Consider the following 16,029-nt stretch of genomic DNA (forward strand, 5'->3'; position numbering starts at 1 on the left):
AATTGACCCAAATCTATGTCAGAAAGTTTAGAGCGTGAGATAAAACGCAGCTTTGGGCCTACCAACTGGGCGCTGAAGAATAAAATAACGATTTTCTTGGCTACGGTGATGATTTCCATCTTTGGAATCTTCAGCTACACGAGCCTTCCGAAGGAGCTTTTCCCTGAGCTGGTAATTCCCACCATCATGGTGCAAACCATCTACCCGGGTAACTCTCCTGTAGATATTGAGAACCTGATAACCCGCCATCTCGAAAAGGAAATCGAGTCGGTTAAGGGGGTTAAAAAGCTTTCCTCCACCTCCTACCAGGATGTGTCGATGATTATTGTGGAGTTTAACACCAATATCGACATCAAGGAGGCAAAGCAAAATGTAAAGGATGCGGTTGATAGAGCTAAGCGCGATCTTCCTAACGACCTTAAGCAGGATCCGGTTGTAAACGATATCGACTTTTCGGAAATTCCGATCATTAACGTCAACCTTTCGGGCGACTTTAGCCTTGAGGAGTTGAAAAAGTACGCCGACTACCTGCAAGATCAGTTTGAGGCGCTTCCTCAAATCTCGAAGGCCAACATCCAAGGGATAGAGGATCGCGAAATCAAGGTTAACGTAGACCTTTCCAAGCTCGAGTCGTACAACCTTTCGTTTAACGATATCGAGGGAGCCATTGCAGGCGAAAACCTTTCGGTGTCGGGTGGCGAAATTAAGCTTGGACAAACGCAGCGCTCGGTACGTATCGATGGCGAGTTTAAGAGCATTGCCGATATAGAGGGCATCATTGTAAAAAAGGATAACGGCAAGACCGTTTACCTAAAGGATGTGGCCGAAGTTAAGGATGGCTTTGCCGAGGCAAAGACGATTGCTCGTCTCGACCACAAGCCAGTGCTCTCCATTCAGGTGGTTAAGAAGAGCGGACAAAATCTGCTCGAAGCGGTAGAGAAGATTAACCTAGAGCTGAAGAAGGCGCAGGACAACAATATGGTGCCCAAAAACCTGATGGTAACGCTTACCAACGACCAAAGCGACGCCATCAACATGCAAATCGAGGACCTGCAGAATAACATGCTGCTGGGTATTATCCTTGTGCTGCTGGTGCTCTACTACTTCTTGGGTACACGTAACGCCATGTTTGTGGCTAGCGCCATCCCGCTATCCATCCTTATTACCTTTATTGTAATTAAGGCTCTTGGCTTTACGGTAAACATGATGACGCTCTTCTCGCTAATCCTTGCGTTGGGGATGCTCGTAGACGACTCCATCGTGGTGGTCGAGAACATTTACCGATTTGTTGACAACGGCTACAAACCGTTCGAGGCGGCTAAGAAGGCCACCGGCGAAATTGCCATACCAGTTATTACCACCACCATGACTACCCTAGCTGCGTTTATGCCGCTTATGTTCTGGGAAGGTATAATTGGCGAGTTCATGAAGCAGCTCCCCATTACGCTTGTAATTGTAATGTCGGCCTCGCTTTTTGTTGCGCTGGTTATTGTGCCCGTTTTTGCAGCGGTATACATACGTATTGATAAGAATGAGGACTTTGTGGCTAAACGTAAGGCTGTACTAAAGCGCTCGCTAATTCTTATTGGGGTGGCAGTGCCTCTATATGCTATTGGCTGGATGTTTATTGCCAACGTGCTGGTAATTATTGGGGTGATAATGCTCCTCAATATCTACTACTTCCACCGCCTGCAAAGCTGGTTTATGGATATTGGCCTTGTACGCCTAGAGGAGAAGTATAAGCAGGCGATTGGCTTTGCGCTTAAGGGGAAAAATCCTCGCAAATTCTTTGCCCTAACGGTCATCCTATTTATTGTTGCCATCGCTCTTTTTGCTATCAGGCAGCCCAATGTGCTTTTCTTCCCCGAGAACGATCCTAACTACATATCGGTGATTGTGGAGCTTCCTGCAGGTTCGGATGTTAGCGCAACCAACGTGGCTCTAACTCGCATCGAGAACGATTTGGATAGCATCCTTAAGCCTAACAAGTTTATGGTGGAGTCTATGCTTACCACCGTTGGTAAGGTGGTTCGCGACAATGAGTTTTCGGGTACCGAGCAGCCCAACAAGGGGATGGTTACCATCTCTTTTGCCAAGTATGTGGAGCGTAAGGGTGTTGATACCAAGAAAATCCAAAAGCAGGTGGCTACCGAGCTGGTTGGAAAGTACCCCGGTATCATTGTAAGCGTAGAAAAGGAGGCGAGTGGCCCTCCCGTTGGTAAGCCAATCAACCTCGAGGTGGCTGGCGAAGACTTCGACCGCCTGATATCGCTATCCGATTCGCTAATTGGGTTTATCAACTCTAAGCGTATGGATGGTATCGAAGGGCTTAAGATGAATATTGATATCGGTAAGCCAGAGCTTCGTGTAAATATAGACAGGGATAAGGCCCGCCGCTTTGGTCTTTCGACTGGACAGGTGGCCATGGCCATACGTACTGCGCTTTACGGTAAGGAGGCTTCTAAGATGAAGGTGGGAGAGGACGACTATCCAATCCAGATAAGGCTGATGGATAAGTATCGCTACAACCTTTCGACGCTGCTGAACCAAAAGATTGCCGTGCACGATAACAACCAGGTACAGATGATTCCGCTTTCGGCCGTTGCCTCGTTTGTTCCAGATAATACCTACATGTCGGTAAACCGTCTCGATCGTAAGCGCGTGATTACCGTATGGAGTAACGTTATTGAGGGATATAATGCAACCGCCATCAACGATCAGCTGCGCATGATCCTTCCTAACTTTAAGCTGCCCGAAGGCTATACCATCTCGCAGACAGGTGAGCAGGAGAAGCAGGAAGAGTCTATGGCGTTCTTGGTATGGGCACTTCTGATTGCTTGTGCGCTTATCTACATCATCATGGTGACCGAGTTCAACTCTACGTTGCTGCCCTTTATCATCATGGGTACGGTTGTCTTCTCGTTCATTGGAGTAATTGGTGGTTTGGCAACCTTTAAGATGGATTTCATTGTCATCATGACGGGTATTGGAATCGTTTCGCTGGCGGGTATCGTGGTTAAGAACGGTATTGTGCTGGTAGACTACATCGAGCTGCTAAAAAATCGCAAGGCGCACGAGCTTGGGCTCAGCTCTCCTTTCGATCTTCCATCGGACGTTGCCCGCGAATGCGTGAAGGAGGCCGGAAAGGTGCGTATGCGACCTGTAATTCTTACGGCAATCTGTACCATGCTGGCGTTGGTGCCAATGGCTATCGGGTTAAATATCGATTTTGTGGGATTCCTTACCCATCTCGATCCGAACATCTACTTCGGTGGCGATATCGTGGCCATGTGGAAGCCTATATCGTGGACTATCATCTTCGGATTATCGTTTGCGACCTTCCTAACGCTAATTATCGTGCCTGTAACCTATACCTTGGTTATCGACATGCAGATTAAGTTTAGAAAAAGATTTCGCAAGCACTAGGATTTGACAAAATAACACAGCTAGAAAGGGTCGTACTCCGTTGGGGTGCGGCCCTTCCTTTTTCAGGGGGCATACTCCAGAAGCTATCGCTATATCCTGCCAAATGAATATCTTTGCGAGCCCTTAGAAAGCAGCGTTAGGCAAACATTAGCAGCCTAACGCTGTTTATCTCGGAATAAAAATTAAAAACTAAAGGATTAAAAATGGGTAGCAATGCTCTTCTGTGGATTGGCTTCAATCTGTTTGTTGTATTTATGCTTGCGCTCGACTTGGGCGTGTTCCATAAAAAGAACCACGAGGTAAAGGTAAAGGAGGCGCTAACGTGGAGCGCGGTTTGGATTGCCCTTGCGCTGCTGTTTGCTGGTGGTGTCTACTACTTTATGGGAACCCAAAAGTCGTTAGAGTTTCTTACGGGTTACGTGGTGGAGAAGGCGCTTAGCATCGACAACCTTTTTGTGTTCATTATGCTTTTCGGATTCTTTAAGGTGGAGCAGAAGTACCAGCATAAGGTTCTTTTTTGGGGTGTGTTTGGGGCCATTATTCTTCGCGCGCTGTTTATCTTTTCGGGCGTTGCCCTTATTAATAAGTTCCACTGGATTATCTACATCTTTGGGGCATTTTTGGTTTACTCGGGCATAAAGCTGATTTTTGAGGAGGAGGAAAAGGAGATTCATCCCGATAAAAATCCGCTGGTAAAGTGGATAAAGAAGGTTTATCCCGTTGCCGAGAACGACGAGAAGGGGAGCTTCTTCCGCCGTATCGATAAGACGCTTTACATTACGCCTCTTTTTATTGTGCTTGTGCTTATTGAGTTTTCCGACTTGATATTTGCGGTGGATTCGATCCCTGCTATCCTATCAATATCCAACGATACCTTTATAGTATATACATCCAACATTTTTGCCATCTTGGGTTTGCGCTCGCTTTACTTCGCCGTTTCGGAGGTTATGGGGCTATTCCGCTTCCTAAAGTTTGCGCTGGCAGGTATCCTCGCCTTTGTGGGGGTAAAGATGTGTATATCCGGGTTTTTCCATATTCCAATTGGATTGTCGCTGCTGTTTATCCTAGGGTCTGTGGTGGTTGCCATTTTGCTATCTAAGCTCTTCCCCGAAAAGGTCGAGGAGTCTAAATAAAGGTTATACAAAAAAGGCTGTCGGAAGACAGCCTTTTTGCTATTGCTCATTTTCGTTTGGGATAACCTTTCTAATTTTTCGTGCTGGACGAATCATAAGCCCTAGTGGGCGGTCGTAGTTTACGTAGTTAATCATCCAGTCCACCAAGGTGATGACCTTATTTCTAAAGCCAACTAGCGACATTATGTGGACAAACATCCAAACGTACCAGGCAAATGCGCCTTGGAATCGGATGTTGGGAAGGTCAACCACGGCTCTTCGTCTTCCAATGGTGGCCATAACCCCCTTATTTTTGTACACGAAAGGAATGGGCGCTTCGCCCTTTGTTTCGCGTACTAGGTTGGCTGCTAGCAGGTGTCCTTGCTGCATGGCAACAGGGGCAAGCATGGCATCTCCGCGTGGGTTGGCCTCCGTAATGCAGGCAGCCACGTCTCCTATGGCAAAGATGCGTTCGGTTCCGGGTACACGGTTAAACTCGTCGGTTTTAATGCGCCCGTTGGGTAGCAGCACGTCGGTTGGGATGCCATCAATGGTAGCACCCTTAACGCCAGCTGTCCAAATTACGGTTTGTGTGTCAACAATGCTGCCGTCCTCTATGGTTACATGGGCACCGTCGTAGTCCATAACCTTCGAGTTCACTTTTACAATAACGCCCAGCTGTTCGAGGTACTCGTAGGTCTTTGCCGAGCCTGCTTCGGACATGAAGGCTAGCAGCTTGGGTGCCGCCTCTATCAGGTAGATCTTCATTCTCTCAAAGTCGAGCTCCGGAAAATCTTTTGGGAGTACGTACTTTCTCATCTCGGCTAGCGCTCCTGCCAGCTCCACTCCGGCAGGCCCCCCTCCAATAATTACAATATTTATGGGTTGAGGGGCTCCCTTTTGGTCGGTCTTGTTGGCCGCACGCTCGATATTCTGAATTATGGTGCTGCGCATATCTAGCGCCTCGGGGATAGACTTCAGCGAGAGTAGGTTCTCCTTTATTCTGTCAAAACCAAAGAAGTTGGTGGTGCTTCCTGTTGCAATTACCAGGTAGTCGTACGGTATGTCGCCAATGGAGGTTTCCAACTTTTTTTCGTCAGCCTTAACCGAATGAACTTCGGCCACCCGAAACTTTACGTTGCGTGCTTTTCTAAAGATTCTACGGATAGGAAATGCGATGCTATCGGGCCCAAGACCTCCGGTAGCCACCTGATACATCAGAGGCTGGAAGTTATGGTAGTTGTGCTTGTCTATTATTAGTACGGAGAAAGGTTTCCCTATTAGCTTTTTTGCCAGCTCTACCCCTCCAAATCCTGCTCCTACGATTACTACAACAGGATGGCTGTTGTTACTTGTCATGCTGCTAATGTTTGTTTGCAGAATAACAATATCAGCGCAAATTGTTCGGGGTGCTTTGTTAATTTTCGCTTTATTCTTGCTCCTAATGGGTATAAAAAAGAAGGGTGCCCGCTGGACACCCTTCGTATGTTTTTGTCTAAGCTACTTGCTTAGCGCATTCTTTCCGTTTACGATTCGGCTGATGGCCTCTTCGCGGCCAACGATGGCGATGATATCTGCAATGCCAGGACCTTTGCTGGCGCCAACAAGCAGCAAGCGAAGGGTGTTCATTACCTGTCCCATCTTTAGTCCGCTATTGTGGATATACTCCTTAATTGCCGTTTCGATGGTGTGGGTATCAAACTCGGCAATGGAGGTAAGGATTTGGGCAACATCTTCGGTTGCTTTTACCATATCTTCGCTCCAGAATTTGGCAGCAACCTTTTCGTCGTAAGAGGTTGGAGCATCAAAGAAGAACGATGCTTGCTCCCAGATATCTTTAGCAAATACTAGGCGATCCTTAACGGTTGAGGTAACCTTGGCGACGAACTCGCTTGCGGCATTTACATTTAGCTTTGCCAGTTCGGCCTGCACCATTGGTGTAAGCTCCTCTACCGATAGGCGCTGGATATGCTGCTGGTTAAACCATTTGGCTTTTTCTGGGTCAAATCGAGCTCCCGACTTGCTAACCCTCTCAAGCGAGAATAGCGGGATAAGCTCCTCGATTGTGAATAGCTCCTGGTTGTTTCCGGGGTTCCATCCTAGTAGGGCAAGTAGGTTTACGAACGCTTCAGGAAGGTATCCTGCTTCGCGGTATCCGCTTGCTGTCTCACCCGTTTTTGGGTCTGTCCAAAATAGGGGGAATACGGGGAATCCAAGCTTGTCGCCATCGCGCTTGCTAAGCTTTCCTTTGCCGCTTGGCTTAAGAAGCAGCGGTAGGTGGGCAAACTGAGGCATTTTATCTTCCCATCCAAACGCACGGTATAGTAAAACGTGTAGCGGTAGCGATGGTAGCCACTCCTCTCCACGAATTACGTGCGAGATATCCATTAAATAGTCGTCTACAATGTTGGCCAAGTGGTAGGTTGGTAGCAAGTCGGCCGATTTATATAGCACCTTGTCATCGAGCGTTGAGGTATTTACAACAACCTCGCCACGAATAAGGTCGTGCATTACAACTTCCTTATTTTCGGGCATCTTAAAGCGTACTACGTACTGTTCGCCAGCCGCAATCTTTTGCTCTACCTCTTCAGCCGATAGGGCTAGCGAGGTGGCGAGCTGCTCTCTAACTTCGTAGTTGTAGGTAAAGGTTTTGCCTTCGGCTTCGTAGCTGTTTCGAAGCTGCTCCAGCGCTTCGGCAGAGTCGAAAGCGATGTAGGCATTGCCGCTGGCAATTAGCTGGTCGGCATATTTCTTGTACAGATCTTTGCGCTCGCTTTGGCGGTATGGCGCATGTGGCCCCCCAACCGAAACGCCTTCGTCGATCTGGATACCACACCACTTCAGCGATTCTATAATATACTCCTCTGCTCCTGGTACAAATCGGTTAGAGTCGGTATCTTCGATTCTCAGCAAAAAGTCGCCACCATGCTGGCGGGCAAATAGGTAGTTGAATAGGGCTGTTCGCACACCACCCATATGTAATGCGCCTGTTGGACTGGGTGCAAAACGTACCCTTACTCTTCTTTCGCTCATCTTTTTGATAATTTCGTAATGTAGTGCAAATATAGAGCGAAAGTTTGAGGTATAAAGCGATGGGCTACCACTAAAAAGGATAAACAATATAAAAAGGGAACCAATTGGTTCCCTTTTCTACTGTTTTATCTTGTACCGTTTTAGATTCCAAATCTCTGTTGCGCCCGTTTCGGCATTCTTTACTTGCATCTTAATTATCCATCGGTTTCGGGCAATCCAGTAGTGGTTTTCGTAGATTTTATCTTTTAGAAAGCCGCTGAGCCCTTTTACCGCACACTTGACGTGAATCACATCGTTAATTACCTCCTTGCCGATCTCCACTTTTTCGTTTGGAGCAATTATGGAGAAGTCGAGATTTTCAGGTTGATCTATGAAGTCGAGCGGAAAAACGAGGATGGTTTTGACCGATGAAATGGGGCTGTTCTGCTTGTCAAACATCGATATTTTGAGGCAGTTGCCTCGCGGTAGGTTCTTTTCAACCTTGGTGATGTAGTAGCCGTGCTGGCTGGTAATGGTTATTTCGAGCTGCTGCTCGCGAATGGTTCCATTGGCATCTGTTTCCTTCTTGTTGTACTCGTTATATTTCGAAACATAGGTCGAGTCTAGGGTGGTGGTGCCACTTAACTCGTACACCCAGTAGCTACCCTCCTTAAATGCAGTCCATTGGCGGGTCTCATTCTCAATATTGTAGTTGCGAATGGGATCTTCTTTGGTGCACATGGTGAGCATGAGTAGCAGGATGATCGCAATTCCAACAGGTTTCACAGATTTCATTCTCATTTCCCTCTAAATTCGGGCGCTAATATAGTACCGTTTTTTACACTTCCTACACCCAAAAGTAGATTTAACATCAGGATGCTTGGACAGCAACGCTAGTTCTATGAAAAGAAAAAGCCCTGTCTTGGTTAGGACAGGGCTTTTTTCGTTGTTTCCTATTTTAGAATGCGTTTGCAGCAAACTTTTTTCCAATCACTTCGAGCATATCGTCGGTCATATTCTCGATATTCCATTTAGGATTCCATCCCCACTCTTCGCGAGCGCAAGAGTCGTCCATCCAGTTTGGCCAGCTGCGAGAGATAGCCTCCTTAACTGGGTCTACGTTGTAGCTCATGGTAAACTCAGGGATACGCTTTTTGATGGCGGCGTAAATCTCTTCTGGAGTAAAGTGCATGGCGGTGATGTTAAAGCTGTTTCTGTGCTTTAGCTTCGAAGGATCTGCCTCCAAAAGCTGAACCATCGCGTCAATAGCATCTGGCATGTACATCATGTCCATGCTTACGTCCTTTGGAATAGGGCAAACAAAGCTTTTATCCTTTATTGCACCATAGTATATCTCCACTGCATAGTCGGTAGTTCCACCTCCTGGAAGGGTAACGTTAGAGATGATACCAGGGAAACGAACCGAACGGGTGTCAACACCAAAACGGGTATAGTAGTAGTCCGATAGCATTTCGCCAGTTACCTTGCAAACCCCATAAATCGTTGTTGGGCGCATGATGGTATCCTGTGGTGTGCCATCGTGTGGTGTATTTGGACCAAATGCACCGATTGAGCTAGGCGTAAATACGGTACAGCCATTTTCTCTTGCTATTTCTAGCGAGTTAAGTAGGGCTCCCATGTTGATCTTCCACGCCAGCTGCGGATTCTTTTCGCCTGTAGCAGAAAGTAGGGCAACCATGTTGAAGATAGTGTCTACCTTATATTTTTTTACTAGCCCCGCAAATTGTTCGCCATTAAGCGCGTCTAATTCCTCAAACGGACCGTTATCTCCAAGAGAGCCTTTGCACTTGTCGGAAATATCGGTAGCAATTACATTGCTATTCCCATAAATGCTTCTGAGATGAGGAACCAACTCAGAGCCAATCTGTCCACCTGCACCAACTATGAGGATGTTTTTCATACGAAATATAATTGTTTAATGGTCGTATGTTACCCGCAGAACAAGTTTTTACGTACAACTGTTTAATCCTGCGTATAATGCGGGTTGCATAAAATCTGAAGTTTAACGTAAATTCCCCCCGCTTTGGGGTACACAAATGTAGGTATATTTTGATTTACTAGTTATCATCCTTTAGAAAATATTCTCTTTTAGCTCCAATCTGAAAGTTAAAGCATGCAATTTGTTGTAGTATCCCTCAAAACTCACCTTTTTTTGAAATGTTTTAACAGGCCAAGTGCTCCACTGCTGATGTTGGCGCTGAAAATGGGGATGTTGCTGGTGGTGTTTTATCCCTGAAGCATGCATTTTATTAAATATTGGTATTGTCTGCTGTAGGCTTCCATTTATTTTATTGGATTAGATTCATTTCGGGCCATTCCTGCCGCAATAAATATTTTGTATATTTAAAAGAAAAAGACCATGAGTACTGCTAAGGAGGTTGTTGACATGCTGCAGCTGCAACCTCATCCGGAAGGAGGATATTTTAGGGAGATGTACCGTTCGGGCGAATTTATAAGCGGAGATTCGTTACCCATTCAGTTTGGTGATAGTTCTAGATCCATTAGCACCGCCATCTACTTTATGCTCGAGAAAGGAAACTTTTCGGCGTTTCATCGCATTAAGTCAGACGAGGTATGGCATCACTACGAAGGTGCTGCGGTAGAGGTTGTCGTTATTCACGCTGATGGAAGGAGCGAGGTGCTACCACTGGGGAAGGACTACGCCAAGGGGCAACGCCCGTTGCAGGTGGTACCTGCCGGATGCTGGTTTGCCTCGCGCGTAACTGATTGTGGCTTTGCGCTAGTTGGATGTACGGTTGCTCCTGGCTTTTGTTTTGATGATTTTGAGCTTGCCGATAGGGACGAGCTGATTGCGTGCTATCCGCAGCATAGATCTTTAATTGTTGACCTTACTAGATAAAAAAAGGAGACCTCTGGTCTCCTTTTTTATAAGTATCTTTTACTTGTTCTTCATTAGCCCATCTTTGTAGAGCTGGTAGGCTCCTTGATAGTACGAAACGGCCTCGTTGAGCAGCTGCTTATCCTCTTTAGAAGGCGTAAGGTTGTTGGTGCCCTTATCGTAGGTAAAGAATTCGCTTTGGCGTTGTACGTCAAGAAGCACAAACTTGCTGCCTTTTAGGTAGCCCAACTTTTGGTAGGTACCAACAAGCGCACGCTGCTCCTCTGGTTTCATGGTGAGGATGTTCTTTCCAAAAAACTTAGACTGGTAGTTCCATCCCATAATACCTAAAATTGTTGGGGCAACATCAATCTGGCTGCAAAGCGTTTCTACTTTTACTGGTTTGATGATGTTTGGGTTGTAAACAATGAATGGAATATGGTACTTCTCTAGATTCATGGTTGATTTCCCCGCACTATTGTTGCAGTGGTCGGCTACAATTACAATGATTGTATTCTTAAACCACGATTTCTGCTTAACTTTTTTGATAAGCTGTCCCATAGCATAGTCGGTATACTTAACGGCTCCGTCGCGTCCTGTTCCCGATGGAATGTCAATGCAGTTGTTGGGATAGGTGTATGGGCGGTGATTCGAAGTTGTCATTACGTACTGGAAGAATGGCTTGCCCTGTGCTACCGATTTATCAGCTTCTGCTATTGCCTTGTTAAATAAATCGCCATCGCACACGCCCCAAGCGTTGGCAAAGGTTATCTCATTTTTAGCAAACTGAGCTCTGTCTACAACCTTAAAGCCATTATTTCCGAAGAAGTAGTTCATATTATCGAAGTAGCCATATCCGCCATACACAAACTTGGTGTCGTATCCCTTTTCTTTAAATACAGATCCGAGGTTGAAGAGGTTCTCGTTTCCTGGGCGGCGTACAATGCTGGAGCCAGGAGTTGGAGGAATTGACAGCGTAATAGCCTCCATTCCGCGAACGGTGCGGGTGCCGGTTGCATATAGGTTGGTAAACAGCAATGCCTGCTTTGCAATGGAGTCGAGGTTGGGCGTTATGTTTTGTGTGTTGCCAAACTCTGTTAGGAACGATGCGCTAAGGCTTTCGTTGCACACCAAAATGACGTTATACCTGTTTTCCTTTTGGGTGGAGGTAATGGTACGGGCAATTCCGTCGTTCCCAGTGCTTGCCAGCTCGGTGCTATCGCTAGATACAAGCTTCTTAAGCTCGGTTATAGCCTGCTTGTTATCTATGTTGATGTAAAATTTATGGTAGTCGAGCTCGTTATTGATGTAGGCCGAACCTAGTGAGTATACCCCATTCTTAGCAAGTTCGGTATTGTACATGTTGTCGAATAGACGGTCGATATTTTGTCCAAAAGCGAAGAACGAAAAGATGGGAAATAGAATCAGGATTCCGCCAATCTTAAGGCGCTGAAGTAGCTTGGTTGCTACTTTTTCTTTTGGTGTAAACACCTTGTACTTGATGGCAAAGAACGATATTGCTGCAGTAAATAGCGCCCATAGGCTTATAACCAGCGGCATATTATACGACTCGAAGATGTTGTTGGTAACCTCGGAGGTGTAAATAAGGTAGTCGATGGCAATAAAGTTGAAGCGGGTGCTGAATTCTTCCCAAAAGAAGTACTCGGCAAATGCTCCGAATACGGTTGCTGCAATAAGCAAAACGTAGAAAATGTAGGCGGAAATTACCCTCCAACGCTTGTAGAAAATCTTATCGGTGTAGAACGTTACAAAAAGAGCAAACGGAATAAGAATATATGCTACCGATAGCACGTCGTAAAAGGAGCCAATGGCGTAAACTTTTATCAGATCCCAGATATTCCACGACACATCTGCGTGTGAAAATATCAAAAGGAAGGTGCGGGTGGCCATGGTAATGGCCATGTAAATAGCAATGAAGCTAATTACACCTCTGAACCTGTTTTTTAAAATTTGTAGAAGCATTTGATTTTAACTTGTGGTGTTACACTCGGGGCGAAAATAGTGAATTTAAAATATATTAGTGCCTACAGAGCTATTTATATTAACATTAAAAGATGAAAGGCTCTTACTGCGTGTAAATTGGAAACAGATAAATTGTGCTGATATAGTTAAAAACATAGAATTTAAGCTGGTTGAATAACCATCAAAATAAAATATACATACATTTGCCCTGTTTTATTAAGGCAAGTAACGATGAACAACAAACAAACAATGGTAAGCATCCCTGCTATGTTGAGCGATTTCGCCCAGCTGCCATTTGTTGTGTCATCCTCTCTTCTAACTTCAAGCCTTAACCGACGGGAAAGCCGGCGGTAATATCTTTTGGCCCTAGCGGCAAGATCAACCAAAATTTCAAGCAAACAGTAGGCGTATAGGTTTATCCTATTCGTATGCAAGTACTACGCTTCCTGTATTCCATCCAAATAGCCTCCCAGAGGTTCGTTAACTTTTTATTTCAAGCTCAACTATTTAGGCAACATGCAAATTGAAGATTTTGTGGTTTTGGTAGCAACCTCCGACCACATCAAGTACAGCCAAGAAATCGTAGACGAGATGGCCGAATCGGCTAAGCAGCGCGGTACTGGTATTGCCAAGCGTACTCCCGAGTATGTTTCGCAAAAAATCGAGGAGGGGAAGTCGGTTATTGCCCTCTATAAAGGAACGGAATGGGCTGGCTTTTGCTACATCGAAACGTGGGGTGGTAAGCAGTATGTGGCCAACTCAGGCTTAATTGTTTCCCCAAAATTTCGAAAGGTTGGATTGGCAAAAGCTATTAAACAGAAGGCTTTCGAACTTTCAATAGTGAAGTATCCGGAGGCCAAACTTTTTGGGTTAACGACAGGGCTCGCCGTTATGAAGATTAACTCGGAGTTGGGCTATGTGCCAGTTACCTACTCGGAGCTAACCGACGATGAGGCTTTTTGGAAGGGGTGCCAAAGCTGCGTAAACTTTCCAATACTGATGAGCAAGGAGCGTAAAAACTGCCTTTGTACAGCAATGATCTTTGATCCTGCAAAGAAGAAGACGGAGAATGCTCCTTTGGAGGAGTTCACCAAGCATTCGAAGCTGTACGAGCGTTTTATGAGCTTGAAAAAGTTTATTCTGCTAAAGGGGAAAACCATAAAGGCAGCCTTATTTATCTGGTAGCCTACCCCAATCATTTAAAGTACTATTTAGAAACGGGAGTCAGCCTGCCGCTCAGCAAAAGCTACAAAAGTAGGCTAAGCTCCACAAATCAAGAAAAGATGTCAAAGCAAAAAGTTGTTCTAGCATATAGCGGTGGATTGGATACCACCTTCTGCGCCCTATTTTTAAGCAAGGAGTTAGGGTACGAGATTCATGCCATTATGGTTGATACCGGCGGATATACGGCCGACGAGCTCGAATCTATCAAAAATAAGGCGCTTAGCTTAGGTATTGCCTCGTACAAGTGCGTGCACATTACCGACGAGTTTTACCAAAAATGCATCAAGTACCTTATTATGGGTAACGTGCTTAAAAATAACACCTACCCGCTTAGCGTTAGCGCCGAGCGTGTTTTTCAGGCAATTGCAATTGCCAAGTATGCTAAGGAGATGCAGGCCGATGCCATTGCTCACGGTAGCACTGGTGCTGGTAACGATCAGGTACGCTTCGACTTGGTGTTTAACACCATTGCGCCTAAGGCAAAAATCATCACCCCCATACGCGATTACAAGTTTTCGCGCGAGTACGAGCTCGATTTTCTGAAGAAGCATGGAGTAGAGTTCGAGTTTAAAAAAGCAACCTACTCGCTAAACGTAGGCATTTGGGGAACTTCAGTAGGAGGTAAGGAGACGCTCTCGTCGCATGGTCAGCTGCCAGAGGAGGCTTACCCAACCCAATGTACGGCGACAGCACCGCTTAATGTGGAGCTAACCTTCGAAAAGGGTGAGCTAAAAGCTATTGATGGAACCGTGTACGAAAACCCCGTTGAGGCAATACATGCGCTAAATGCCATTGCAGGACCTTACGCCATTGGACGCGATATTCATGTGGGCGACACCATCATTGGTATCAAGGGACGTGTAGGTTTTGAAGCAGCCGCTCCATACCTTATAATAAAGGCACACCACCTTCTAGAAAAACATACGCTTACCAAGTGGCAGCAATTTATTAAGACGCAGCTGGCCGATTGGTACGGAACGTTGCTCCACGAGGGGCAATACCTTGATCCAACGCTGCGCAATATCGAAGCCTTTTTCGAAAGCTCGCAGGAGTTTGTTAGCGGAAAGGTGTTTGTTACGCTTCATCCATACCATTTCCAGCTTAACGGCATAGAGTCGGCTCACGATTTGATGTCGAGCAAGTTTGGAGCTTACGGCGAGGAGAATAAATCGTGGAGTGGTGATGATGTGCGTGGCTTTGCCAAGATTCTAGGCAACCAGCTTTCCATCTTTCATAAGGTAAATGGGGTAGAGTTTTAGATGTTAGATATGAGATTTGAGATGTGAAGCAATAATTAGGAGATGATAGGCATGAGCCTGTTTTTCTCAAATCTCAAATCTATTGTCACAATTCGAAAAGTATGATTAAAGTAGGAATTATTGGTGGTGCAGGATATACGGGCGGAGAGCTGATTCGCCTGCTGATTAACCATCCTAGCGTGGAGATTGCATTTGTTCACAGCAACTCCAACGCCGGAAACTATGTGTATGACGTTCACGCCGATCTTTTTGGCGATACCGATATTCGCTTCTCTAGCGAGGTTAACATTGATGTCGATGTGCTCTTTCTTTGCGTGGCCCACGGCGATGCCAAGAAATTCTTATCGGCAAATAAGATTCCTGATACCGTTAAGATTATCGATCTAAGTCAGGATTTTAGAATTAAAGGAACATCGTTGGAGGGAACCAACTTTGTGTACGGTCTACCCGAGCTAAACAAACAATCTATACAAACTGCTACACAAATCGCAAACCCAGGTTGCTTTGCAACCTGCCTGCAGCTAGGGATTCTTCCCTTAGCTGCACATGGTTTGCTTAAGGACGATGTGCATGTGACAGCAACTACCGGGAGTACTGGCGCTGGCCAAAAGCCTACCGCCACCACCCACTTTAGCTGGCGTAACGATAACCTGTCAGTTTATAAGGCTTTTGAGCATCAGCACATGAGCGAGATTTCGCAAAGCGTAATGCAGCTGCAGCCCAGCTACGGCTATCAGGTAAACTTTGTGCCCTACCGTGGCGACTTTGCCAGAGGCATTATTGCCAGCATCTATACCAAGTTTTACGGCTCTATAGAGGAGGCTGTTGCGCTGTATCAGAGCTACTATGAGGATGCAGCCTTTACGCATGTATCCACTAAAAATGTCGACTTAAAGCAGGTGGTAAACACCAACAAATGCCTGCTATATCTCGAAAAACACGGACAGTATCTGATGGTGGTAAGCATTATAGACAATTTGCTTAAAGGCGCATCGGGACAAGCCGTTCAAAACATGAATATCATGTTTGGGCTAGACGAACGTACTGGCCTAAAGCTTAAACCAGTAGCTTTTTAAAATAAGATGTGCGATGTGCGATATGTGATGTGCGATTTTCCTCTGCACACAAATCACATATCGCAATTCGCAGATCA

The 16,029-nt window shown here is 45.8% G+C and carries 11 protein-coding genes; 6 read left to right on the forward strand and 5 right to left on the reverse strand.

The window, feature by feature from the left end:
• Window positions 1-15 precede the first annotated feature (15 nt).
• Complete coding sequence (locus L990_RS03795) at window positions 16-3,426, forward strand: efflux RND transporter permease subunit (protein WP_047445707.1); 3,411 nt, start codon at window positions 16-18, stop codon at window positions 3,424-3,426.
• A gap of 203 nt (window positions 3,427-3,629) precedes the next feature.
• A complete protein-coding gene (locus L990_RS03800) occupies window positions 3,630-4,559 on the forward strand; it encodes a TerC family protein (RefSeq protein ID WP_047445709.1) in 930 nt (309 codons plus the stop codon).
• Between the two features lie 39 nt (window positions 4,560-4,598).
• Here L990_RS03800 and L990_RS03805 read toward each other — a convergent pair whose 3' ends face one another.
• The 4 genes from L990_RS03805 to L990_RS03820 form a co-directional block, all read right to left on the reverse strand.
• Window positions 4,599-5,897 carry an NAD(P)/FAD-dependent oxidoreductase gene (locus L990_RS03805; RefSeq protein WP_047445710.1) on the reverse strand — a complete coding sequence of 433 codons (1,299 nt, stop codon included), beginning with the start codon at window positions 5,895-5,897 and terminating at the stop codon, window positions 4,599-4,601.
• A 141-nt stretch (window positions 5,898-6,038) separates the two neighbouring features.
• On the reverse strand, window positions 6,039-7,571 hold the full coding sequence (gene gltX, locus L990_RS03810; protein ID WP_047445713.1) for a glutamate--tRNA ligase: 1,533 nt from the start codon (window positions 7,569-7,571) through the stop codon (window positions 6,039-6,041).
• 117 nt (window positions 7,572-7,688) lie between these two features.
• On the reverse strand, window positions 7,689-8,351 hold the full coding sequence (locus L990_RS03815) for a hypothetical protein (RefSeq protein WP_156121327.1): 663 nt from the start codon (window positions 8,349-8,351) through the stop codon (window positions 7,689-7,691).
• Between the two features lie 157 nt (window positions 8,352-8,508).
• Window positions 8,509-9,471 (reverse strand): NAD-dependent epimerase/dehydratase family protein, encoded by a 963-nt coding sequence (locus L990_RS03820; RefSeq protein WP_047445717.1) that lies wholly within the window; start codon window positions 9,469-9,471, stop codon window positions 8,509-8,511.
• Window positions 9,472-9,930: 459 nt separating this feature from the next.
• On the opposite strand from L990_RS03820, the gene L990_RS03825 reads away from it, so the two are divergent.
• A complete protein-coding gene (locus tag L990_RS03825) occupies window positions 9,931-10,431 on the forward strand; it encodes a cupin domain-containing protein (RefSeq protein ID WP_047445719.1) in 501 nt (166 codons plus the stop codon).
• Between the two features lie 39 nt (window positions 10,432-10,470).
• Here the strand turns inward: L990_RS03825 and L990_RS03830 are convergent, their stop codons facing one another.
• Window positions 10,471-12,393, reverse strand: coding sequence for an LTA synthase family protein (locus L990_RS03830; RefSeq protein ID WP_052180699.1), 1,923 nt, complete (start codon window positions 12,391-12,393; stop codon window positions 10,471-10,473).
• A 516-nt stretch (window positions 12,394-12,909) separates the two neighbouring features.
• On the opposite strand from L990_RS03830, the gene L990_RS03835 reads away from it, so the two are divergent.
• From L990_RS03835 to argC, 3 genes are all read left to right on the forward strand, one after another.
• Window positions 12,910-13,578, forward strand: coding sequence for an N-acetyltransferase (locus tag L990_RS03835; RefSeq protein ID WP_047445720.1), 669 nt, complete (start codon window positions 12,910-12,912; stop codon window positions 13,576-13,578).
• A gap of 98 nt (window positions 13,579-13,676) precedes the next feature.
• Window positions 13,677-14,876, forward strand: a complete 1,200-nt coding sequence (locus tag L990_RS03840) for an argininosuccinate synthase (protein ID WP_047445722.1) — start codon at window positions 13,677-13,679, stop codon at window positions 14,874-14,876.
• Between the two features lie 101 nt (window positions 14,877-14,977).
• A complete protein-coding gene (gene argC, locus L990_RS03845) occupies window positions 14,978-15,952 on the forward strand; it encodes an N-acetyl-gamma-glutamyl-phosphate reductase (RefSeq protein WP_047445724.1) in 975 nt (324 codons plus the stop codon).
• Window positions 15,953-16,029 lie beyond the last annotated feature (77 nt).

This window comes from Alistipes sp. ZOR0009 (assembly GCF_000798815.1).
GTDB lineage: Bacteria > Bacteroidota > Bacteroidia > Bacteroidales > ZOR0009 > Acetobacteroides.

Excerpts from the sequence above, each read along its gene's own strand:
- L990_RS03805 (WP_047445710.1), bottom strand. The coding sequence starts at position 5,897 with ATGACAAGTAACAACAGCCATCCTGTTGTAGTAATCGTAGGAGCAGGA.
- L990_RS03830 (WP_052180699.1), bottom strand. The coding sequence starts at position 12,393 with ATGCTTCTACAAATTTTAAAAAACAGGTTCAGAGGTGTAATTAGCTTC.
- L990_RS03795 (WP_047445707.1), top strand. The coding sequence starts at position 16 with ATGTCAGAAAGTTTAGAGCGTGAGATAAAACGCAGCTTTGGGCCTACC.
- gltX (WP_047445713.1), bottom strand. The coding sequence starts at position 7,571 with ATGAGCGAAAGAAGAGTAAGGGTACGTTTTGCACCCAGTCCAACAGGC.
- L990_RS03835 (WP_047445720.1), top strand. The coding sequence starts at position 12,910 with ATGCAAATTGAAGATTTTGTGGTTTTGGTAGCAACCTCCGACCACATC.
- L990_RS03815 (WP_156121327.1), bottom strand. The coding sequence starts at position 8,351 with ATGAGAATGAAATCTGTGAAACCTGTTGGAATTGCGATCATCCTGCTA.
- L990_RS03820 (WP_047445717.1), bottom strand. The coding sequence starts at position 9,471 with ATGAAAAACATCCTCATAGTTGGTGCAGGTGGACAGATTGGCTCTGAG.
- argC (WP_047445724.1), top strand. The coding sequence starts at position 14,978 with ATGATTAAAGTAGGAATTATTGGTGGTGCAGGATATACGGGCGGAGAG.
- L990_RS03825 (WP_047445719.1), top strand. The coding sequence starts at position 9,931 with ATGAGTACTGCTAAGGAGGTTGTTGACATGCTGCAGCTGCAACCTCAT.
- L990_RS03840 (WP_047445722.1), top strand. The coding sequence starts at position 13,677 with ATGTCAAAGCAAAAAGTTGTTCTAGCATATAGCGGTGGATTGGATACC.
- L990_RS03800 (WP_047445709.1), top strand. The coding sequence starts at position 3,630 with ATGGGTAGCAATGCTCTTCTGTGGATTGGCTTCAATCTGTTTGTTGTA.